This window comes from Varibaculum sp., assembly GCF_008661855.1.
Taxonomy (GTDB): domain Bacteria; phylum Actinomycetota; class Actinomycetes; order Actinomycetales; family Actinomycetaceae; genus Varibaculum; species Varibaculum timonense_A.
Window position 1 is genome coordinate 1 of record NZ_RPZY01000004.1, and the last position, 22,658, is coordinate 22,658.

The 22,658-nt window shown below is 50.1% G+C and carries 12 protein-coding genes; 5 read left to right on the forward strand and 7 right to left on the reverse strand.

Translation table 11 applies throughout. From position 1 onward, the window contains the following. Window positions 1-350 (forward strand): hypothetical protein (locus QZT94_RS00225; RefSeq protein WP_296773078.1); only part of this gene is annotated, 350 nt, incomplete at its 5' end. A gap of 384 nt (window positions 351-734) precedes the next feature. Here QZT94_RS00225 and QZT94_RS00230 read toward each other — a convergent pair. From QZT94_RS00230 to QZT94_RS00245, 4 genes are all read right to left on the reverse strand, one after another. Next, complete coding sequence (locus tag QZT94_RS00230; protein ID WP_072509858.1) at window positions 735-1,595, reverse strand: ATP-binding cassette domain-containing protein; 861 nt, start codon at window positions 1,593-1,595, stop codon at window positions 735-737. A 2-nt stretch (window positions 1,596-1,597) separates the two neighbouring features. Continuing rightward, window positions 1,598-3,661, reverse strand: coding sequence for a dipeptide/oligopeptide/nickel ABC transporter permease/ATP-binding protein (locus QZT94_RS00235; protein WP_072509859.1), 2,064 nt, complete (start codon window positions 3,659-3,661; stop codon window positions 1,598-1,600). 8 nt (window positions 3,662-3,669) lie between these two features. Then, window positions 3,670-4,662: an ABC transporter permease gene (locus QZT94_RS00240; protein WP_072509860.1), complete on the reverse strand. Its 993-nt coding sequence runs from the start codon at window positions 4,660-4,662 to the stop codon at window positions 3,670-3,672. 120 nt (window positions 4,663-4,782) lie between these two features. After that, window positions 4,783-6,378: an ABC transporter substrate-binding protein gene (locus QZT94_RS00245; RefSeq protein WP_296762108.1), complete on the reverse strand. Its 1,596-nt coding sequence runs from the start codon at window positions 6,376-6,378 to the stop codon at window positions 4,783-4,785. 290 nt (window positions 6,379-6,668) lie between these two features. On the opposite strand from QZT94_RS00245, the gene QZT94_RS00250 reads away from it, so the two are divergent. Further along, the gene (locus QZT94_RS00250) at window positions 6,669-7,439 is read left to right on the forward strand and encodes a GntR family transcriptional regulator (RefSeq protein WP_296762110.1); all 771 of its coding nucleotides are present in this window, start codon (window positions 6,669-6,671) and stop codon (window positions 7,437-7,439) included. A gap of 54 nt (window positions 7,440-7,493) precedes the next feature. On the opposite strand, the gene QZT94_RS00255 is transcribed toward QZT94_RS00250, so the two are convergent. Next, window positions 7,494-8,300 carry an alpha/beta hydrolase gene (locus QZT94_RS00255; protein ID WP_296762112.1) on the reverse strand — a complete coding sequence of 269 codons (807 nt, stop codon included), beginning with the start codon at window positions 8,298-8,300 and terminating at the stop codon, window positions 7,494-7,496. A 472-nt stretch (window positions 8,301-8,772) separates the two neighbouring features. Between QZT94_RS00255 and QZT94_RS00260 the strand changes: the two genes are divergently transcribed. From QZT94_RS00260 to QZT94_RS00270, 3 genes are read left to right on the forward strand one after another with little or no spacing between them, the layout of a single operon-like run. After that, window positions 8,773-9,690: a dihydrodipicolinate synthase family protein gene (locus QZT94_RS00260; protein ID WP_296762114.1), complete on the forward strand. Its 918-nt coding sequence runs from the start codon at window positions 8,773-8,775 to the stop codon at window positions 9,688-9,690. Further along, complete coding sequence (locus QZT94_RS00265; protein ID WP_296762116.1) at window positions 9,687-10,625, forward strand: ROK family protein; 939 nt, start codon at window positions 9,687-9,689, stop codon at window positions 10,623-10,625. The genes QZT94_RS00260 and QZT94_RS00265 overlap by 4 nt, the downstream gene beginning before the upstream one ends. 2 nt (window positions 10,626-10,627) lie before the next feature. Further along, the gene (locus QZT94_RS00270; RefSeq protein ID WP_278609196.1) at window positions 10,628-11,302 is read left to right on the forward strand and encodes an N-acetylmannosamine-6-phosphate 2-epimerase; all 675 of its coding nucleotides are present in this window, start codon (window positions 10,628-10,630) and stop codon (window positions 11,300-11,302) included. 226 nt (window positions 11,303-11,528) lie between these two features. Here the strand turns inward: QZT94_RS00270 and QZT94_RS00275 are convergent, their stop codons facing one another. Both QZT94_RS00275 and QZT94_RS00280 read right to left on the reverse strand, forming a co-directional pair. Beyond that, window positions 11,529-17,033 (reverse strand): endo-alpha-N-acetylgalactosaminidase family protein, encoded by a 5,505-nt coding sequence (locus QZT94_RS00275; RefSeq protein WP_296762121.1) that lies wholly within the window; start codon window positions 17,031-17,033, stop codon window positions 11,529-11,531. A 49-nt stretch (window positions 17,034-17,082) separates the two neighbouring features. Next, window positions 17,083-22,590: an NPCBM/NEW2 domain-containing protein gene (locus QZT94_RS00280; RefSeq protein ID WP_296762123.1), complete on the reverse strand. Its 5,508-nt coding sequence runs from the start codon at window positions 22,588-22,590 to the stop codon at window positions 17,083-17,085. Between the last annotated feature and the right edge of the window lie 68 nt (window positions 22,591-22,658).

Below are 22,658 nucleotides of genomic sequence, written 5' to 3' on the forward strand. Positions count from 1 at the left end.
CGTTCATCCTGAGCCAGGATCAAACTCTCCAACAAAAACCAAAAACAAAACCCACCAAAAACAGCAGGCCAAAAAACGATCCAACCCAAAAAGAGCCAAACCAAAATGGTTCAAGCCAGAAAACAATCCTGCAAAAACAAACACCAAAAATCAAAAAACAACTCGTTCCAAAATCATCAGCATCAAAAAAACAAAAAACAGAAAAAACCAAACCACCCACCAAAAACCGCAGGCAACCCAGTCAATCCCACACAAACAAAACAAAAAAAACACAACTATCGAGAACACAAACAACCAAACCACAAACCAACCAAACCGACCGGTTAGGGTCTGTTGCGAGCAAAAAATAAGCGGTGGGTTTTCATCTCCCACCGGCTTCCGCGCTCGGCAACGAATACAAAGTTACCGTGCGAGCGTTCACGCGTCAAACCAGAATAAGCAAAAGTAAGGGAAGCCACAAAAATAGCGAACTCTAAACAGCTCTTCATCTAGTTTACCTGCAACAATACCCCGAATATCGGCGTATTATCCCCATCTAACAACTGTCGAATCCCTAAACCAGAGCAGTTAATCCCAAACCGAAAGCGACTACCCCACTTTCGTCCCAATCAGCTTCGCTTAAAACCAGGCGGGCAAAGAAATAACTGGGGGGCGGGTATCTTTAATACCCGCCCCCCAGTTGATTATTTATTAACTCGTTAATAAACGCTTCAGCAATGCTTCCTTATCGATTACTATGCATATTCGGTTAAACAAGCAGGATGCAATAGCGAGGGAGCAGCTCCCAACAATTTCTCGGTGTAAGGATCTTTGGGGGAATTCAGGATTTGTTCAGCAGTTCCTTGCTCAACCACCTTTCCCGCGTTCATCACCGCAATACGGTCAGAGATGTAACGCACCGTCTGAATATCATGCGAAATAAACACCATCGCCAGACCGAGTTCCTCACGTAAATCAGATAGTAGATTCAAAATCTGAGCACGCACCGACACATCCAGAGCAGAGGTAGGTTCATCAGCAATAATCGCTTTCGGGTTAAGGGATAGGGCACGAGCGATTGCCACTCGCTGCCGCTGCCCACCGGAAAGCTGACCCGGCAGCGCCCCGAGAGCAGATAACGGTAGCCCCACCAGTCCTAGCAGCTCTCTTACCCTTTTTTGACGCGAAGACTCATCACCGATTTTATGAACCCGTAAGGGATCTGCCAGTTGGTCTTGCACTGTCATGCGCGGATTTAAGGCAGTCGCTGGGTCTTGGAAAACTACCGATACTACCTGTCCGATGAGCCGGCGATCCTTAGCGGAACGTTTGGTCACGTCCTTGCCCATAAATAGCACTTGGCCTTTACTGGCTACTTGCAGACCGCACATCACGTTGGCGGTGGTAGATTTACCGCAACCCGATTCCCCCACAATTCCCAACACTTTTCCGGGCATAATCTTCATATCCACGCCTCGTACTGCATGTACATGGTTTGGTTTGAAGATTGAACCGGTGCGTGCTTTGAAAATCACTTCAACCTTACGCAGTTCAATAATGGGAACATCCGGGTCTACCGGTTCGCTGTTAGGTAAAACCATTTTATCGTCTACCATGATTAGTCCTCCTTTCCGCTGGCGTTATATCGGGGAGCACGCTTATACACGCCCTCTTTATCAGGTAGTGCCGCATACACGTGTTCTGGACCAACCAGTTCTAGCTCAAGTGGAATATCGGCTCCATAATCTGGATGGGATGAACGCGGTGCGAAACGGTCACCAACAGGGAAATCTTTAGGACTAGGTACTGTGCCAGGAACCTGATGTAAACGCCCGGAACCAGATTCGATTGACAGTACCGCCCCTAGCAAACCGCGAGTGTACTCGTGAACCGGGTGTTCCAGTAGCTCGCTGGTCGGCGATTGTTCTACTACCTGTCCGGCGTACATTACGGTTATCTTGTGAGCCACCTCGGCAACTAGGGCGAGGTCGTGGCTAACGAACACCATGGCGAATCCCAGTTTTTCCCGTAACTCGTTTAGCAGAGCGATAACTTGCTTTTGGACGGTAACATCCAGAGCGGTAGTCGGCTCATCGGCAATCACCAGCTTCGGATCGCGGGTAAGAGCCATGGCGATGAGGACGCGCTGCCGCTGCCCTCCAGAAAGCTCATGTGGGTAGGATTCCAAGGTTCGTTTGGGATCTAAGCCCACCAGTTCTAGAAGTTCCTCGGCGCTGCGAGTTCCTCCCCTGGAGGTTAGTTGCTTCATCTGAGCCTTAATCAACATGGCAGGATTCAGGGAGCTGAGCGCATCCTGGTAAATCATTGCCATTTCGTTTCCTAACAGCCCTTGCCGTTGCTTGGGAGACATTTTCAAGAGGTCTTGACCTTGATAGAGAATCTCTCCTTCAAGCTGGGCGCGCGGATCAATCAAGCCCATAATGGTTAGCGCAGTGATTGATTTACCACAGCCTGATTCCCCAACCAGCCCCATGGTTTCTCCGGGGCGAACTGTGAAGCTTACCCGATCCACTACGTTTACGTCACCATGACGCGGGAATTTGATGGATAGGTTCTTTACTTCCAGTAATGGGGTTTGACCGGCAAACGGTGAATCATCAAAGCGATCATCGCGTTGGCTTTCCACCAGTTTGAGGGAGTCTAGACGTTCTTGTAAGGAGTCCTTTTGAGTCGCATAGGCGCGACGAGGATCCAATAGCAGAGCATCGGCTTCTCGATCGGCGGTATTTTGTTCGACCTTCGCGGGAGCGGAAGCCGGCGCAGCTACCATGGCGTCGGTAATCCCCTCAGACAAGATGTTTAGACACAGTACCGTAATCATGATTAGCAAACCGGGGAATAGGGCGGTCCACCAGGCTCCATAAATAATGGAACCGTTGGCAGACGCATCAGAAAGTACGTTACCCCAGGTAGGAACCATTGTTGATTGGAGACCGGAGCCAATAAAGGTTAGGGAGGCTTCCAGAATAATCGCATCTGCTACCAGGACGGTGGCAAATACCAGTACTGGAGCAGCCGTGTTACGGATTACGTGTTTTACCAGAATCCAGGGGGCACGCGCACCCGAAACAATAACTGCTCTAACGTAGTCTTCACCGTAGGCTGCCATCACATTTGCCCGGACAATCCGCGCTAGCTGCGGGGTGTAGACGAATGAGATAGCCACGATAATCACGGCAACTAGCCCGACTCGATTACCATCTTTGAAGATACCGGAGAATACCAACACCATTACTGCTGCCATAGCAATGCCCGGAACCGCCATAATGATGTCCATTATTCTCATAATCACTTCTGAAAGGCTGCGACGTACTACCGCCGCAATCGAGCCGATAATTGCCCCAAAGAACAGGGCAATAAATGCGGAACACAATCCGATGACTATCGAGAAACGCCCGCCCATCAGCAAACGCGATAACACGTCGCGACCGGCATAATCGGTTCCGAATAGGTGCGATCCGCTGGGATGAGCCAAGATGGCGTCGGTGAATACCCTATCGGGAGAGTATGGGGTAATAAATTTGGCAAAAATGGAAATCAGTACCACGCTAATCAGTACACACACGGAAATGCGCGCACCGATACTCATATTTTTCCAACGGTTAAAGCGTACTTTTTTACCGCTTTCAACTGCGGAAACAACTTTCTTGGTTTGACTCATCATGATTATCACACAGACCTAATTCGGGGGTTTATTAACAGGTAGAGCATATCGACGACGATATTAACCACAATGAAAGCTAAGGCAACCACCAAAGCAGCAGCTTGAACGACTTCTACTTGGCTTTGCTGTACTCCTTGCACCAGGACTTTACCCATTCCTTGCAGACCGAAAATAATTTCGATAACCACTGCCCCTCCCATAAGGTATCCGACTCGTAAACCGAGGACGGTTACCGGAGTAATCAGCGCGTTACGTAGCACGTTACGAGCGATTACTACCGGGCGAGGAATGCCCGCCCCCAAAGCGGTGCGAACGTAATCGCGGTCGAGTTCTTCTACTACTGAAGTACGAACCACCCTAGTCATTTGCCCAATAACCGGAGTTGCCAGCGCCAGGGCGGGAAGTATCATCCGGGTTACCCAGCCGCCAAAGTCTTCAGTGATTCCCGGTAACCCTCCGGCTACCAGTTCACCATGACCGAGGGAAAGACCTAGTAGCACTAACAAGGCAGCTAACCAGAAGCTGGGGGTACCGATAAATACCACTGATAGGACACGAAAAACCTGATCAGGCCAGCGGTCACGATAAAGCGCCGCGATTACCCCTAAGGGGAAGGAAATCAGTACCGCAATGATTAGCCCAAAGAAAGTGAGCTGTAGGGTTACCGGAAGCGCAGGGGCAATTAAATCTACTACTTTATGACCAGTCCCTACCCCATAAATACCAAAGTCACCTTGACATAAACCAACTAGATAATTGAAGTAGCGAACCACTGCGGGAATCGGTTTCCCCGTCTCGCTACCATCATCGGTTACATATCCGTGGGCGATATTAAAGGCTTTTACTTGAGCGGGATCGGCGGCGTTATCGCCGAGCGCTGTCCAGGCGGGGTCAATAGGCGATAGCTCCATTACGAAAAACACCAACATGGTTACCCCGATTGCCATGATTGGTAAAGCGATAAGTCGCCTACCTATGAGTCTCAATAAGTTGTTCACTAATCTCTCCTTTTAGCCAAGTATTAGCTTCCGCAAAAGTTAATGGGCGGGGCGGAAACTGGAGCTTCCGCCCCGCCCATTAGTTGGAGCCTCACTTAGCAGCAAGTAATCATTTGATAACTACTTGCTTACCTTGGTGCCGATTAGTTGCAGACCGGTCACGCCAATCGGAGTGAGGTTAGATACTTTAGCGGGATTGTAGGCGGTGTAGAGAGTGTGGAAGGCTAGCGGATAGAGTGCTGCCTGATCAGCAATCATATCTTGCACTTCACCCCATTTAGCTTTAGCCTCATCTCCGGTAGCTTTATCGGCTTTATCCATTAAATCAACCAGAGCTTTAGCTCCCGCAGGGTCAGATTCGGTTAGACGGAAACGGTCTTTCATCCACAGTTCGGAGAAGAACCAGCCCTTAATCAGCACTCCCGGATCGGCGCCGTAAACGGAGGCATCACCGGGGGCAACCACGACATCAAACTTGCCTTGGGCAACGTTGTTGTTCCATAAATCCGCGGAAGCAACATTGTTGAGATTAACTTTTAGACCTAGAGCCTCAAAGTTCTGCTTGATTTGCGGACCCATAGCAGCAATCCAAGTATCGGTAGTAGTGAGCACGCTAATTTCGGTACCGGCAGCCACTCCGGCATCCGCCAGTAGTTTCTTTGCCTTGTTTACATCAAAGGAGAACTGGGTAGCAGCTTTCTTGTATTGATCGTTGTAGTCAGGCAGGAAAGAAGTAGGCTCTTTACCCGCGCCATTAAGAGCAGTCTTAATCATAGTTTGGGTATCAATAGCGGTCAGTAGTGCCTGACGAACCCGCTTGTCTTTGAAAGGAGCCTTGGTGGTGTTAAAGGTCATCATGGCGATACCGTAAGCGGTAGCATCTTTAACTTCCCATCCGGCAGCCTTAACCTTTTCAATACCGGCCGGATCTAGCGCTTCAACTACGTCAGTTTGTCCGGCTACCGCGGCGGTCAAACGAGCGGTTGCGTCCCGGGAATTGTCGTAGTGAATCTTGCTTACGGTTGCCGGGTTAGCCCCGTTGTAGTGCTCATTTACAGACAAATCCTGAGTGGTGTCAGTAATAGTGTCGTATTTGTAAGGTCCAGATCCCACTGGCATCTTGGTCAATTCATCAAAGGTGGCTTTGCTGGGAACCACTTTAATCAATGCTAAGCGCTCTTTCAGGTTGTCAATAGCGTGGGTCAGTTTGATGGTAACTGTGCTGTCGTCTTTAGCTTCGATACCGGAAATAGCAGTCAGGAACGCAGCATAGGAACTGGGTTGTACTGCACCAGTTGAATCCTTGTCCCCATCAACGATTCGTTTATAGGAACTGACCACATCTTTAGAGCTAACTGCATCTCCAGTAGAGAACTTGGCTCCATCACGCAGTTTAACTTCATAGGTGGTGTCATTTACCTTGGTAGGTTCATCTTCAGCAGCCAGTGCCTTGTGAGCCTTGAACTTTGAGAAATCAAACTCGTACAACCCTTCAACTACCTGTAGGTTAGCGCCCACCGCCAGAGCTGATGACGTGTTCGAGGGATTCCAGTTAGTGGTGTCATAAGCGGCAAAAACTTTTAGTTCGCCACTTGCTTTGGTTCCGGTAGATCCTCCTGCTTTCTTGTCAGCGGATCCTCCTCCACAAGCCGAAAGAGCAAGTGCAGCAGCGGCAAGTACAGCCGATACCTTTGCCCAACGCTTAATAGAACGCATTTTGAGTCCTCTCCTTTGAGAATTTCCATTTGCCGTATGGGAGACGAATGTCAACTTCATACAAATGCCAGCGTAGTAACAAAGAACAAGTTCTGTCAAGCATTTAACAAAAAGGTTACCTATTTGCTATAGACCTGCAAAGAAAGCTAGTTTTTGGCTTATCAACCTTACAAAGCAAAAGAGTGTTGCATCACTACACTATGCCCTGTAGCATAGCTGTCATCAGACAACTACCGTTCAATGGGGAGTGGTAGTCTACTAGACGAGCGCACTTGCAATAGAGGAAACATATGAAAAAGTCAGTTACCCCCGAATCAGTCTCTACAGTGGACGATTACCGGCGCTTACTACACAATGAAAAGGGCTTAGAGATTCCTAGCTCCCGCTCTAAAGGAACCCTGTCTGCAATTGAAAGTTTCATATTACAAGAGCGCCTACAACCCGGTGACCCGCTACCTACCGAGACTGAACTGTGCGAACGCTTAGGGGTTTCCCGCTCTTCCGTACGCGAAGCCTTAAGGCAATTGCAGGCTTTAGATATTATTAGCGTGCGGCAAGGACGCGGAACCTACGTGGGAGAAATGTCTTTGCGTCCTCTGGCGCAAATGATGGTGCTGCGCTCTTCACTAAAATCTACCAACCTGACTTCCTTAAGCGAAGTCGTGCAAGTTCGCCGTACCCTAGATATTGGTTTAGCCCGAGAAATAGTAATGAAAGTGGCTGGAAAACAGCTAACTCATTTACATCAGCTAGTAGATACTATGGTGGAAAAAGCACATAATGGGCAGGAATTCTTGGTTGAGGACATAGAGTTTCACACCCGCCTAGTGTCAGAGTTAAACAACAACCTACTCGAAGAGCTAATGAATGCCCTCTGGCTGGTACATATGTCGGTGGTTCCCGTCTTACCGGCTGCCGGGAAAGAAAATATGGTAGCAACCGCCAAGGCGCATGGGGCGATGCTCAAAGCCGCCGAAGCGGGAGACGCATTGGGATACATGTCCGCGGTAGAAGCCCACTATTCGCCTTTAATAGAATCCATTGAGTCTCTACCCGCTTAAGCCAGTTTTCTACTTTCCGCTATGAGGGCGAGCCGCAGCTACCAGCCCCCTCCCCTAACTACGGTTTTCTTCCACATCCGCCCATTTCATCAGGTAAGGATCTATTAACCGATTGAATTCTTGAGGTTTGTTGCGCCGCAGCGTATGTTCACAGCCGGGAATAAAAACTGTTTCCACATTCCGATTAGCTAAAGCATCGGTTTGCGCTAACCCGGACTTCCCCACAATATCTGATTCCTGATCGGAAGAAACCACCACCAGGGGAACCGTAATTTCTTGCACCAAGTCTTGCCAGTTTTCCTTAAAACTAACCACCCCGGTTCCTATCAGTCCTGAATCCACCCGGAGCTTTCCAAAAACCCAACCAATCATGGTATCCCCCGGCCACCAGGGTCGCCGCTTTCTTCCCCAGTTATAGGCCGCCATTGGGTCTTGCCAGGAATCAAGTTGGTTAAGAGCAGTCGGAATATTAGTTACATAGTTTTGACGGTAGGTTTGCGACAGCCACGCCGGATCTTCTACTACCGCCCCTGCTACCAGTTCCGGGTGGCGCGCAGCCAGTTTCGTAACCAGGGCTCCCCCCATGGAATGCCCCACGAAAATAGCTTTTTTACCGAAGGTTTTTTCGATAAATTGTACCGCTTCCACCAGGGCAGAATATGAAGCCTCGAAAGGGTCTTTTAGCTCTTGGTCGGTAAATCGAGGCGAAAAACCGTGTCCTTTGTGATCTATTGAAACCACCAGGTAACGGGACTTTAAATGGTCAATATAATCCGCCCAGGAAATCGCACAGTCTTCTACTCCGTGAACCAAAATAATTAGAGGACGAGTAGGATTTCCCGCTACCAAATAACTAAGCATCTTTGCTCCCTATTAACGTCTGCCCCTGCTTAACTAGGCATTTATGATACCTCAGGGAAATAGGTTTGCCTGCCAAGTTGCCCGGATTTTTCCGCGAACTTACCGCTGATATCGAGGACGTACTCATTGCGGGCGAAGGCGCGCCCCTCTAAAAACCGAACCTCGGTTCCTACCCTCCAACCCCCAGTAGTTGTCAGACAATTTCTGCTCCCTTGATCAACTTAACTACCTCAACAAACAGCCAAATACTAAATAAACTAGGTCTTTAAGAAACTTTCCTAAAAACCCTTGCACCGACTAAATCAATAGATTATGCTCTAAGTGTCAGACAACCAATGATGGATTTGCGCTGCGGAAGAACCTACCCCTTACAGAGAGGCAACGATGTTTCTACTGTGACTACCTTACTTAAGCACCCTTCCCAGTCGAGTACCCTAAAAACAGATAAATCCACTAAGGAAAAGGAAAAGAAATGACTGATTTCTCCGGTATTGTCCCCCCGGTAGTTACCCCGCTAACCAAGGACGGCAAACTCGATAAAGAATCCTATAAGCGCCACCTAGAACGGATGATTGCAGCCGGAGTAGACGGATTATTCGTCCTCGGTTCCTCCTCGGAAGTAGCTTTCCTAACCGACCAAATGCGCCGGGAAGTCCTAAAAACTGCCGTTGAAATCGTAGATCATCGGGTTCCAGTACTGGGCGGTTGTATCGATACCGAAACTATGCGGGTTATTGAACACGCCAAAGAAGCAAAAGAACTCGGGGTAGATGCGATTGTGGCTACCGCTCCCTTCTATGCTCTAGGGGGGCTAGCCGAAATCGAACGCCACTTCCGCCTGATTCACCAGGCCATCGACCTGCCCATATTCGCTTACGACATCCCCGTATGTGTACACGTTAAACTGCCGGTAGATTTAATTATTCGCCTCGGTAAAGACGGGGTGTTATCCGGCGTAAAAGACTCTTCCGGTGACGACGTTTCTTTCCGTTTCCTGTGCCAGGAAAATCGCGATTGCGGACACCCCTTAACCCTCCTAACTGGGCACGAAGTCGTGGTTGATGGCGCCTATATGTCCGGGGCTGACGGGTGCGTACCCGGCCTGGGAAATGTAGATCCCGAGGGTTACGTCCGCCAATGGCGCGCCTACCAGAACGGGGATTGGGAAACCGTACGGAAAGAACAAGACTATTTAGCTCGCCTAATGCGGATTACCGCAGTACCGAGCGGTATTCAAGGCTACGGAGCGGGAGTGGGGGGCTTCAAAACTGCCCTGCAACTGCTGGGAGTTTTCAACACCAACCAGGTTACCGAACCGGTTAAAGCCCTCGAAGGGGAAAATGTTGAACGAGTACGCGCCGTACTTGAGCAGGTAGGTCTCTTAAAATGAGCTATTTCCTCGTTGCCGACTTGGGCGGCACTAAGATTGCATCCGCGGTAGTTGATACTACCCAAGGGACAGTAGCGGCGAATTATTCGCGCCCTACCCCCGCCAGTGAGGGTAGCGCGGCAGTAGTAGCTGCCATTATCGAAGCGCTAAGTCACGCTAAAGATACGGCTGCCGCCGAAGGCATAACCCAAATCCAGGCAATCGGCATTTCTGCTGCGGGCGTGATTGACCCCCAGCGGGGAACGGTTATTTCTGCTACCGATTTGATTAAAGGCTGGGCGGGAACCGAACTAGCGAAACAGGTAAAGGCCGCTTTCAATACGGAAGTTTACGTCCTCAATGATGTGCACGCCCACGCCCTCGGGGAAGCAACCCTAGGAGCCGGTAAAGACTATTCCTCTATCCTGGCCGCAGCGGTGGGAACCGGCATGGGAGGCGGGCTAGTTATCGATGGTCAAGTCCAGTTTGGCGCGCACTGCGCCGCCGGTAATATCGGGCATCTGCCCCACCCGTTAGCTACCGGTTTAACCTGTTCTTGTGGAGCCAAAGGTCATATCGAAACCGTGGCTTCCGGCAGTGGTCAAGTAGAACTGTATAACCGGGATAAACCGGCTAATCTCCCGCGGGCGCAAAGCGGACGTGAAATCACCGAGCGCGCCCTAAAAGGAGAAGCCTGGGCAAGCCAGGTTATCTATGACTCGGGATATGCCCTAGGACAAACCCTGGCCGGTATCTGCAACTTGGCCGATCCGCAGGTCATTATAGTTTCCGGGTCGGTTACCCATTCCGGTAAGCAATGGTGGCAGGCAGTAACAGCGGGCTTCGGGGCCGATGCTCTCACCCCCGTAAAGAACACTCCCCTAATCAGTGGCACTCTGGGAGGGAATGCCCCCCTAATAGGTGCAGCTATTTGGGCAAATACGAATCTAGGATAATCATGAATCAAATAATCCAGTCCCTTAAAGGGGGATTAATCGTTAGCGTACAAGCCTATGTGGGCGAACCGATGCGGCACAGTGAAACTATGACTCAGATAGCTTTAGCCGCTGAGCAAGGTGGCGCCGTTGGGATTCGTTGTCAGGGCTTATCGGATATTTCTGCGATTAAAGGACAGGTTGAAATCCCGGTTTTAGGGATTTGGAAAGAGGGGCACGAGGGCGTGTTTATCACTCCTACTTTGCGTCACGCTCGCGCCTGCTCAATGGCAGGAGCCGATATTGTGGCGCTAGATGCTACCCGTCGTCCTCGTCCCGATGGTCTAACTTATGGTGAAACTGTTGCTGCCCTGCATGATGAGGGCATAGTGGTGATGGCCGATTGCGGAAGTATCGAAGATGCTCGGCAAGCAGCTGAAGCAGGAACCGATATTTTATCTACTACGCTAGCGGGATATACGGGAGATAGACCCAAAACTGCCGGACCAGATTTTGAGCTACTAGCCCAAATGACTGCGGAATTCCCAGAGTTTCCGGTGCTATGTGAAGGACGAGTTCACACCCCGCAGCAGGCACGCCAAGTCATGGAGGCGGGAGCCTGGGCGGTAGTAGTCGGCACCGCAATTACCCACCCCACCAGTATTACTAGCTGGTTCAATGCCGCTATCAAGGGTTAGAACCTGTACGTCTGTTTATTTGCAGTTGCGAACGGGGACTTTATAAGACAAGAGAAAAGTTTGGGGGCGCTGGATTAATCCAGCGCCCCCAAACTATTTGCATCTGCGGTTATTAGCTATTTGCGGCAGTCATTAGCTAGTCGCGGCGGCGTGGTTTCTTTTATGCTTCGCATCGATTCCACGCCGCCGCAGCTGCTACTAGGAGAACCGGGTAGACATCTTAACCTTATGACTCTAAACGACGGTTACGAATCCGACTACCCGCAACTATCAGCATTAATGCAATTATGGCAAATGCTCCGCCATAAGTACCGGTGCTAGTTAGATTCCCACCGCGCGAGTTAGCAGTCTTATTTCCTGTCCCCGCGCTATTAGAATTACCCGGTTTAGTGGGGTTATCTGTAGGCGGAGTTACCGGCCTATCGGTACTTCCCGGTTTTCCGGTACCCGGCTTATCTTTATCGGGATTGCCCGGTGCCTCCTCGCATCCCTCAGGAGACATAGCCTGGAAAGTCCATTTGGTTACTGCTCCCGCCACAAAACGATAGCTGCTGGTATCAGAAACCTGGGCGGTAACTGTTATTTGCTTTCCGTAGGCGTATTCGTGCTTACCGGCTGCCACCTCTTTGCCGTCAATCAGGTATTTGACTCCTTTGGTTACGGGAATCTCCACGAATGGTTTCTTCTCGCAGCTGCCCGGATCGGTTGCTACCGGTGCTATTGGAGTAACCTCAATGATTTTACCGGGTGTTTCTTCATTTGCCGCCACGTTAAAGGTTACGTTGCCAGGGATAGTTACTGTTTGACCTGCCTGAACATAACTGGCTTGAATCGGAATCTTCACAGACTTTCCAGCTTCTGAGGCCAAAGGAAGATAGGTTACCTGCCCAGTGGCGCTATCAATATAGATATCACCATTAGCTTTAACCGCCTCGCGCGATGGCACCAAGTGCCGCTGGCTGTCCAGATTCGCGAAGCTGAATTTCACGCCTGGTGGCGGGGTAACAGTCTCCGCGTCCTCGTCTACGAAAGTAGGAGCATCCGAGGTGGCAACCGTACCCGGTTTAGCCTCTGCTACTACCTCTTTTAAGCTGGGAGGTTGCGCGGCAGGAGTCTCAACCTTACAGGTAACTTTGGCATCTGCCCAGTCGGCGTGATCATTACCTACACCGTTGCCGCCGTCAGTCACCTTTAGAATCAGGGACTTCACCCCGGTAATATCAAGGTCAATTTTATTTGCTCCCCCCGCTTTGGTAACTACCTGCGGGGATTCAAATAAGGTCTTCCCGTCTCCGATAACCATAAACTTCACGGAGCCGTTTGGTTGAGTGTCATCTACCCCGGCGATTGCGTTCAAACGGGTACACTTACCTGCCAAATCAAAGGTAATGCTACTTGGGGCATGGGCACCGATACCTTTGGGATATTCTTTACCTCCCACCTTGATTGGGGTACCGTCGCCTCGTCCTTGTTCTCCATTTTCTTGGTCTCTTTCGACCGGGCCCCAACCGTTCTCTTCATCACTCCAGGGCAAATCAGAGAGATAGTTTACGCCGTCGCGAACCGAGCGGAGAACTTTAACTTTCCTGGATACGCTTACTTCCCTGGTGGTGCCATCGGAATCAACCTGGTAGGAGACTTTATAGGTCAATACTGCATCGGTAGCCCCTTGGGGAGCCTTAACTTCCCAATTTTGGGCGATATTATCCCCACTGGGGTCGCTCTTCTTCGTGACTTTCCAGCCCTCTGGAGCGCTGAGAGTAGTTTTCAGGTTCGTAATTTTCCCGGGATTACCCGGTTCGAAGAACTCGGTATTGGTTTGTACCGTAAAGGTTTGTCCTTCAGATACGGTCTGGGCTGCTTGGATTGCCGGATCGGCATTACCGGGCAGCACGTCAGCTTTCCCTAGGTCTTCCACCCGGATATTATCTAGGGTCAAATCAGATCCGGGAAGCCCGCCGACTTTATTGATACCAATCCAGTAGTCCCCTACGGTGGAGGTAACAAATTCGGTGGAAAAGATTTGGGTTCCTTTGCCTCCTACTCCTTTACCTTTCGCTTCGGGAATATCTTTAGTTTGCACCGTAGAGCTCTTAATCTGCGAGTCGGCCAGCCAGTCCCGGCCTAAACTAAACTGATATTCACCCGCGTAGGCCTGCTGGTAGGCAAAAGAAACCCGGTATTTATGTCCTGGTTCAAACTTTATTGCAGCTGGGATAGTGCGCAGAATTTGCCCCGCATTTTCTTCATGCGCCAGCAGCGACCATTTCCCGGCGAGCACATTGTCACTTTGTTTACCGTGGGCAACAACTTGACCTTGTTTATTCTTTCCCCACCAGCCGGCGTCGGAATAGGGAGAGTGACGTTCAGCCAACTGGGTGCGAGCGTCTCCTCCCTGAGTAGCGCCGGTAACGAAAGGCCAATAACCGGTATCTACGTCCTCAAAATCATCAAAGAAGACGGTTTGCGCGGTTTTGTCGTTATCTACCGGAGCGCTATATTTAACTACTCGCAAATCATCGACACGGACTTTTGCGGCTCCTTTTGCTGCTGCCACCTGGAAAGTAACGGGATCACCCTCACTGTGGAAAGTTACCCGTACCCGCTGGAAGTAGGTTTGGAACTTTTCATCTGAAGCCGTCTTGTTAGGCGCAGTAGATTTAGTGATTCTGGTGGTAACTTTCCCATCAATGGTTTTTTGGTTACCGACAGCTTTAACGCCGTTACCGCTGATACTCACGTCTACTTGCCGCTCTTGACCGGGCTGTACCTCTACCCACGCCCACATGGAATAGTCTCCTTTAGGCAATGTAAGGGTTTGGGATAGGGAGGACGCACCCTCGCCTAATAGAGCCTGGAAGTTACCGCGACTACTGGTTTCAATACTAACGTTTCCACTGGTCTCATAGGATTTTAAGGTACCGGAGAAGAACCCGGGATCTTTAATCCCGCTGCCCTGCCCCCAGTTGGGGTCTGCTTGGCTAGGAGCGCTTTGCGGATAGAGGACGTAGGCGGTATTTGCCTTGGCCGAGAGGGAAATACCGCCCCCACTGGCATTCACGGTTCCTTTATCTACCCTTCCGGTAGCAGTGAGCTCATATAAACGGAAGGAGGTAACGTTCTTAAAGTGACCCGGCAGTGTCCAGGTGCTAGTGCCCCCAGCCGGGTTGTAATGGTACAGTTTGTCTCCGGCAGATTTAGCTGCCCCGATTCCATCTTTTTCACCCCAGGGCAACAGGTATTTTCCGCCCGTATATACGGTAGCGCCGTCATAGGTTATTACTCGGTCGGTCCCCAAATCAGTACCGCCGATATTGGCACGCTTAGAGGTAACCTCGGTCCCGTTGGTGAAAGTTGCTTTTTGTCCCAGCTGATAGGTTTTAATGTCTGATTGTTGCAGGAATTTGGTGGGAAGGTTACGTTGCCACACATTATCAATAAACTTGCCATAATCGGTGTGACCAGTCCAGCCTTCAAATTCCACGACATTAGCATTGCCTAGTAGCGGATTTGGATTCCAGGAATCTCGCCAACTGTTTTCCACGAAACGAATTAAGGTCGAGTTCAAACCTTTTTCTTTGTATCCCCCATACTTTTCATCGTTTGCCCAGTGCGACCATAGAGAAGTATCCGGGAATGCCCAAGCCCATTCAGAGCCGATTTCCCAGCCTTGTTTTTGCAGCTCGGCTCCTAGACGCTGAGGACGCCATCCTCTGCCGTAAAATACGTCAAAATAGAGCCAATCGAAACGGTCAGCAATCCCAGCTTTAGTTAGTTCATCCCGGAACTTCTGGAAACGCTTAATTACCCGTCCCTGCGCTAGATCCTCGTTATCGTCCATATAGTATGCCTGGTTCATCCAACCCCAAGCCGCCTGGGGAGGCATTTTTATAACACATGATTCATCGGTAACGGTAGCGGGGTTGGTACCATCATTGAAACACTTAGCTTCCGAGTAGGATTCGGTGGCGTTGATATGTACCCCAAAGTCGGCGTTGTAGTTTTCCGCCCCTTTAGTCATGGTCACCAAATCGGTGAAACCGCCTGCCCGTTGGTTGTAATGCCCGGCATAGTCTCCTTGGGCAGAGTCATGCCCTTCTGCTTGATACCCTTTAAGCAACACGTGTTGCCCCAGGTTATCGGTCTCTAAACTGATGCGTTTAGTATCGTCTAGAGTGCGCAAGAAGGGATGGGTGGCTTGGGAAACAATATTGAACGGAATCCGGGTAATTACCCGGTTCTTGGTATCGCCGTAACCATTAGGTAGTTTATTTTCCACCATGAGGGCGCGGGTAGCGGTGGCAGAGTCTTGCCAGTCTACCGCGCTGTCACCGTTTACGTCACTTACCACACGTACCTGGGCAAACGGATTGGGATCTTTACCGATTTTCCCGCTGCGGGTATTAGTGCCCCACACTACCCAGGAAGCGGGAGTAAGCGAGCCTAGCATCGTGGTTTTACCCGCGGTAGCCGCCTCTGATTGGGCGATAGTTGCTACCCAGCGAGTTGCTCCGCGGCCATCTTGAACACTGGTGGCATAGTCGTCGCTGATTGCATTCGATACCAGCCCGGCAGCCAGTTCACTGTTGCTAAGCGCCGCCATATATCCACTGGCGCGCCCTACCTTTTGCTTAGCGATTTTCCAGGTAGTGTCGGGGTTTTCTGTTCGATTAGTGCCATCACTGGCAACTGTTAGGGATCCATCTTTAGCACCGGCAACGCTGACCAGATTCAGCCCTGGTACCGCCAGGCGATCTACTTGATTCTTGGGATCATCAATCGCGGTTACTTCCCAGCGAAGATTACCTTTAGCCAGGGAAATCTTTACTGTCAAAGTAGCTTCTACGCCGCCCACTTTTAGCTTATAGGTTGCACTATCAGCGGTCTTTGTCGCGGCGGCAACCAGGGAGACGGTTCGCATCTGTTCATTGATGCGTACTTGTTTCAAAGCAGGTCCCACATTTGCCGGAAGGGTTTTGCCCTGCAGGTGATACGCGATAACTTGGGGAAATCCTGCCTGTAAGTCGGCTGATAACGTGCCATCGGTAATGGTGATTTTATCGCCCGGGTTAGGAATTTTAACTTCTGGTTCAGCTGCGGGGGGAGCTGGTGGTTGATATCCGCTGACGGTAGCGGCATTGAACTCTGCCAATGAACCAACGGTTTCGCTGCTTCCGGCTTGACCGCCCCAGGCACTCTTATAAATTACCCCTACACAGCGGGCAGGGACCGGAGCAAAATCTATATTTTTGGCGCTTAAATCCCCATGATTTTCTTCAAACTCGCCGGTCGCTAAGGTCTTAGCCGGGGCTAAATCCTTTGCTTTGGTTTTATCGGCGCAGTTGGCATCGGTGTAGCTGACAATCTCATATTCGCGTGCCCTTCCCGAGCCATTGGAACTTTGCCTCGGGGTTAAAACCACTCGCCCCAAATCTGGGACTTCTTTACCTAAATCAATAATGAACCTATGCGGCATTTCATTATTGCCCGTACCTTGATACCAAACAGTATGCCAGTAGGATTTGGTATCCCCATCAAGCACTTTTTCTAGCGGACCGTTGGCTCCTTCACCACCAGTTTCTACAGAATCAGTCCACACGGCTTTCATCTGCGCTTGCGGTATCGGGGTAAACACCGCTTCTGCGGCCGCAATCGGGGCTGTAGCCAGTCCCCCGAAGGCCAGGGACAGCGCGGCACTAACCGTCAAGATAGTTTTATGTTTTAAGGGCATAGTTTCTTACCTTTTCTTCTTCGAGAACTAACCATCATTATTAACTTAATCAAGCTCTTTTCCTACAAATACGATGCACTACTATTCCAGTTCCGGTAGCTACCAGTGCCAGTAGTCCCACTGTCCCGGCAGCACCCGTAGGTACCAACCCGGCTGCCGATTTTTGCGGCTTAGCTTGAGCTTGCCCAGGACGACCATCCTGAGCCCCTTGGGTTCCACCCGGCTTAGTCGTGGGCTTGCTGGGCTTGGTCTCCACTTTGAACTGGTGCTCCCACTGGGTGGTAACCCCCGCCTTAAAGCGATAACCACTGGCCGGCTGGGAAGTAATCAATACTTTTCTCGCAGTCTTAACTGGGTAAGTCCCGGGCTTAACTACCTGATTATCAAGCAGGTAAACCACTCCCGGAACCTGCGGAATCGTATAGGTGTTGTCTTTATCGTTAAAGATCGGTGCTTGCGGAACTACCTGCGGTAGTGGCTGCGGAGCGCTGGCGCTTACCTTAAACTTGGCGGGCACTATTTCGCTAGAGGCGTCCTCATAAGTAACTTTAACGTCTACACTTACCGTTCCGCTTCGCTGATTTGCGGGCACCTGCCAAGTTATCACCCCGGTAGCAGCCTCAATGCTCATCCCAGCAGGAACCGCTTCTACCAGCTCGAACTTTTGCGCCTTTTCCTTTCCAGCTGCCGGCTCGAAACTAGGAGCGGAGCTAACGGTTTTACCGGCTTTAGCCTCGGTGTCCTGATAGGTGGGCTGATACTTATCGGCATCCATCTGCTTACAGGTAACCATGGCATCTGCCCAGTCAGCGTGGTCATTGGCATTAGAGTCGCCAGCATCGGCAAACAAGGTAATTTTTTCTTGCCCGCTGACGTCCACTTTCATGGCTTCAGCTTTATCGGCAGCGGTCAATGCTTTACTGGACGCGCCCAGTTCCTGCCCGTCAGCACCCAATACTCTGAAAGTGACCGAAGATGATTTCCCAGCTTCTTGGGTGTCATCTATACCGACTTTCGCGCTAAATACTGAGCACTGTTTTCCTAAATGCACGGTTATTTTCGAGGACGCGTGGGTTCCAATACCGCCGCGATACTTTTCTCCCTCAATCAAGAGAGGACTGCCCTTTAAAGTCCGGTTTACCCGAATCAGACCGTCATCTGCCCAACCGATACTGCTACCGGGATACCAGTCCAAGTTGGCTACGGGAACAATCCCGTGGGGAGCGCGCATTTGAGCCGGGGTGTCCTGGTCAGCTTTAGTAATTGTCCAGCGCGTAGCGGTCATATCACTAGGTAGCTGGATTAAATCTGTTTCCATCGGCCTAGACTTGGTGTTGTCATCCAAATCTCCCACGTTCCCTAAATCAACGTGCTTTTCTTCCCCACTCGAAATAGCCAAATCCATATTGGTCAGAGCCTGGCGCACAATATATTTGCCGTTGCCGTCCTCAATAATCTGCCATTTCTGGTTATTACGTTTACTGGTTGAAGAGTTATTCTTCCAGGCACCAGTGTGATACTTCTGATTAATATCGTTTACGCACTCGACCAAGGCGGGACGGGCACCAACTTCGTTAACTACATTCAAATCTGCAGTAGCGTACTGACGCCCGCTGCCATTGAAACGCTGTTTGCCCACATCCATACTCAGGCATTTACCGCTTTTAACCGACTTCAACTGGTAGTAGTGGTCATAGGTGTGGGTGATTTGCCATTGATCGGATGAATAACTGATTGCGTCTGGTTCGCGATTTTCCGAAGCATCTAAGCGTAACCCGGAGCTAGTAAAGGCATATACCCCGTCCTCTAAGGGACGCCGATTAACATTTTCCCAATTAGGCGCATGTCCTAGCGCCTTTGCAAAGGCTACAAAAGTATCGCCGTCTTTCCAGGGGCGCGAGCCTTGCCAGCCTAGCTGGGACACTAAGCGGAAAGCCTCAAAGGTTTCCATCTCTACTTCATTTTCGGTTTGATATATGGAAGTATCTGGCCATATCGAGAGCTTAATCCCCAGGTTTCCCGGATTATCATCAGCTACTTTTCCGCTCTTAAAAGTACCGGCAGTGAACCCTTTGTCATTGTAGATAGCGGCCGTGCCACTGTTTTGAATCCGCCAGCCCCTTTCTCGGGAGAAATAGAGATCGTAATTGGTGTTATTGACTTTATGTCCTTTATCAATCAGGGTTTGTGGACTGAGACCCCCCTGCCACATATCGATCACGATATCTTTATCCAGGGAATCAATATTTTCTTGTTTTAATCCGTCATTCCAAACCCGCAAAGTCTTACCCTTAGATTTCACGTACTTATTAATATCGTTAATGAAATCTACGAACAGTTTGGGACCGTTTACTCCATTAGGTCCAAATACCGGGTAATTCTTGTAAGCGGAACGGTACATATATTCGTCCCCTGCCATATGCCAATACTTGGAGGGGAATACCTCCAGGTAATCTTCAATTTGGCGCTTATAAAAAGCGACGGCTTCGGGGTTAGTGATATCTAGACGGTCATTATCCAAAGTGCCATCGGTTTTCTTAAGTTGATACTGAGGCAGGTTATGAATCTTGGGATCCATATGTCCGGGGGCTCCCATTTGGGGAACTACTTCAATCCCCAATTTATCGGCGTAAGCAACAATCCCTTTTAACTCTTCCTTAGTGTAATAAGAATAGTTATTGGTAACCGGTTCTTTCGCTGACTCCATCTTGGCAGTTAAAATTACCTGATTCATCTTCAGGTCAGCCATATCGGTGAGCATCCGGTGAATATAATCTGGTTGATTCTTAATCCGGCAGGCGCATAGAGTGACAGCACGTTCACGCTGCTGAGGTTGGTCAAAGGCGCTGCCATAGGGCAGGGTTAGCTGCTGCCGCAGCATTTGCGACAGAGTGCGCGTACCCCAAAATGCTCCCCGTTTTTGCGCGGCAGTAATATTTACCCCTTGGGCATCAATCTGCAGGCTATACCCCTCCTCTGCTAGTTTGTTTTGCTGCGCAGTATCTAGGGTGATGACCACATCGTGGGCTTTCGGAGTTGCTCCCCCGGCGGCTTGTGCCCGCACAGTTTGCGCCTGCCCCGCCGCTTTCAGGTAGGCGTTTAGCTCTTGCACCACAATCTGGGCTTGAGCTTCAAAACCGGCCGGATAGTAAACTACCGTGTCCGGGCTTAGTTTGAACACATCATTTGCATTGGTATTGGTCTTCCAAGAATCCAAAGAGGGAATCGTTTGGGGAAGTTTAGTAGCAATCGGATTATCAGAGGGAAGCGGGATTTCTTTCCCGCTATAGGTGAACTCTTGGAGTACTTTATTCCCATCAGTTACTTTAACTTTGAACTTGGGAGTAAAGCTGCCGCGAATAATATCTTCTTTGGTAATTACATAGTCACTGGCGGTACAAGAGAAGGTACTTCCCTTATCCAGCTTTCCGTCCTCGTTATGGCAAGCTAGCGTAAAGTTTTCCCCGTTCAGCTGGACATCTACCGGGATTTGTCCCACATTTTGTACTTGCGGGGTAAATACCAGTTTATCGCCCACGTCATATTTGTCTTTAGTTCCCGCTACTGCCAAATCTGTTACCTGGACATGACTGGCAAAGATAGGAATTTTACTTCCCTTAACCGGATCTAACTGGGTAGCAGCGCCAGAATAACCAGGATTTTGATATTTGAAAGTAATGGAGGGAGTAAAGAATCCGGCGTCAAGATCTTCCTGGGTAACCGTGTGGGTGCGATTTGCGCACGGCAAGGTAGCTCCCGCCGAAATCCTTGTCCACTTACAGCCTGCCCATCCGGTATCCAGGTTGGAGGCAGTGGCAGTGAAGGACTTATCTTGAGCAAGCAGGTTCGTTACATTAACAGTGAAATTCATTTTGTCGCCCACTGCCCAAGTCCCATCGGCTTTGGGATTGGTAAGCTCAAAATCAACGCCAACCGAACCGGTAGGGTCAGTATTTATATTGGGGTTGGTAACCTTAATTTCCACGTCCCCGCGCAGCTTAACATTGCCGTATTCCAGACTAGAGTCTAGATAATAGGTTTTTTGAGCCGCGTTAGCCGGAATGCTAACCCGTAAAGTTACAGTTTCGGAGGTTCCGGGATGAAGTTCTTGCGCCAAGACGCTTTCTTCCATTTTCCACCCGCTTGGCAACGCCAGTTTTACCGCGGTAGCTAGGGGAACGACCGCTTTCGCGTCATCATTGCTAACCTTAACGGGAATCTCGACAGTTTTACCCGCTTCGGCTGCTACTTTTGCATCAGCTAGAGAAATCTTTACTGGGTTGAGCCAATTGGTGTCAAAAGTGCCAAAATGAATAGTTTCAAAGTAATTACCACCAATCTGGTGATCTTCTTCGAAAGCTACCCCGTATTTACCGCTTTGAGTATCAATCGCGACTAGATCAGAGTAAGCAGCCTTGTCATTCCAATAGAGTTTACGAATCGGCCAGGTTTTACCGTCATCATAGGAATAGCTCACTGCAAGAGTTTTACCGCTATCAGCCATACCGGAATACAAAAGCTCTTTAGATTTGGGGTCTGAGGAGGGAGCATCCGGATACCTACGGATAATCGAGGCATTGCGCCCCGGGGACTTGGAATCAACTAGCGACCGTTCTATTTGCAGATCAGTCCAGGTTTCCCCGCCATCGGTGCTCTTGGCGATATAGCGGTATCCCGCCTTGTTACTCATCCGGGAGTTCAATAGGAGCGTGCCATCGGACAGTTCCACCAATTTGTTTTCGTTCATATCTGTGCCGATGGTAGAACCGCGTTTCCAGGTGTTACCGTGGTCATCGGAATACACCGAGTAGGCTGCCCAAGTACCGGGTTTACCGGCAATAAACTGGGTGATTAGGCGTCCATTTTTTGCCGCATTAGCACCCCTTTGATGCTGCAGCTGGATACCGTGTCCAGAAGATGCAAACCCGCAGGGATATCCGGGCTGTTTAACCGCGGCAGTAAGTCCCCGCGTTTCATCGGGAGCATTTCCGTAACGCTCCGTCCAGCTGTTTCCATTATCGGTAGAAACTGACAGGCTCACCCCTTGTACTTTGCGGTTGCTAAACTCGTCAGTTTCTTCGGTTCCTTTAGGGTCGCACCCTACGTCATAGGAATGCACATGGAAGTTAAATAGGTGCCCAGTTTGTTTATCGTAAATGTAGGCCGGGTCCGAGAATCCCTCTTTCTCAGGATCCCCCATAGTAGTGCCCTTTCCTTGGGCAATAACGGTTTGCGGCTTCCAGGTCGCTCCCCCGTCGGTAGAGCGTTTTTGCATTATCGAGTTGGGCGCCGGGGCATCGCCATTTGCGGGGCGAGCATCATAGGCGGTTAATAAATCACCATTATTCAGTTTGATTACTGCGGGAATCCGATAGTTAGTAACACCATTGTCCCCGTATTTAACTACGGTGTTATAGCTAAACTGACCAGTAGCGGCCTCGGCGGGAAGCGCAGTTGCCAGCGGCATAAGCGTCATTGAAGTCAAAGCCACCGAAAAACCGGCTGCTAGAGCCTTAAAACGCCCTTTGGTCACCGATAACACCATTTCAAACCTCATTGTCTTAGATGTTCACTTTCCGTGGATTTTACCGACCCCGATAAGCACATATTGAAAGTGATTATTTC

What these genes read in the sequence shown, in the direction of transcription:
- QZT94_RS00230 (WP_072509858.1), bottom strand. Translation starts at nt 1,595, where the DNA reads ATGGTAGACGATAAAATGGTTTTACCTAACAGCGAACCGGTAGACCCG.
- QZT94_RS00235 (WP_072509859.1), bottom strand. Translation starts at nt 3,661, where the DNA reads ATGAGTCAAACCAAGAAAGTTGTTTCCGCAGTTGAAAGCGGTAAAAAA.
- QZT94_RS00245 (WP_296762108.1), bottom strand. Translation starts at nt 6,378, where the DNA reads ATGCGTTCTATTAAGCGTTGGGCAAAGGTATCGGCTGTACTTGCCGCT.
- QZT94_RS00250 (WP_296762110.1), top strand. Translation starts at nt 6,669, where the DNA reads ATGAAAAAGTCAGTTACCCCCGAATCAGTCTCTACAGTGGACGATTAC.
- QZT94_RS00255 (WP_296762112.1), bottom strand. Translation starts at nt 8,300, where the DNA reads ATGCTTAGTTATTTGGTAGCGGGAAATCCTACTCGTCCTCTAATTATT.
- QZT94_RS00260 (WP_296762114.1), top strand. Translation starts at nt 8,773, where the DNA reads ATGACTGATTTCTCCGGTATTGTCCCCCCGGTAGTTACCCCGCTAACC.
- QZT94_RS00265 (WP_296762116.1), top strand. Translation starts at nt 9,687, where the DNA reads ATGAGCTATTTCCTCGTTGCCGACTTGGGCGGCACTAAGATTGCATCC.
- QZT94_RS00270 (WP_278609196.1), top strand. Translation starts at nt 10,628, where the DNA reads ATGAATCAAATAATCCAGTCCCTTAAAGGGGGATTAATCGTTAGCGTA.
- QZT94_RS00275 (WP_296762121.1), bottom strand. Translation starts at nt 17,033, where the DNA reads ATGCCCTTAAAACATAAAACTATCTTGACGGTTAGTGCCGCGCTGTCC.
- QZT94_RS00280 (WP_296762123.1), bottom strand. Translation starts at nt 22,590, where the DNA reads ATGAGGTTTGAAATGGTGTTATCGGTGACCAAAGGGCGTTTTAAGGCT.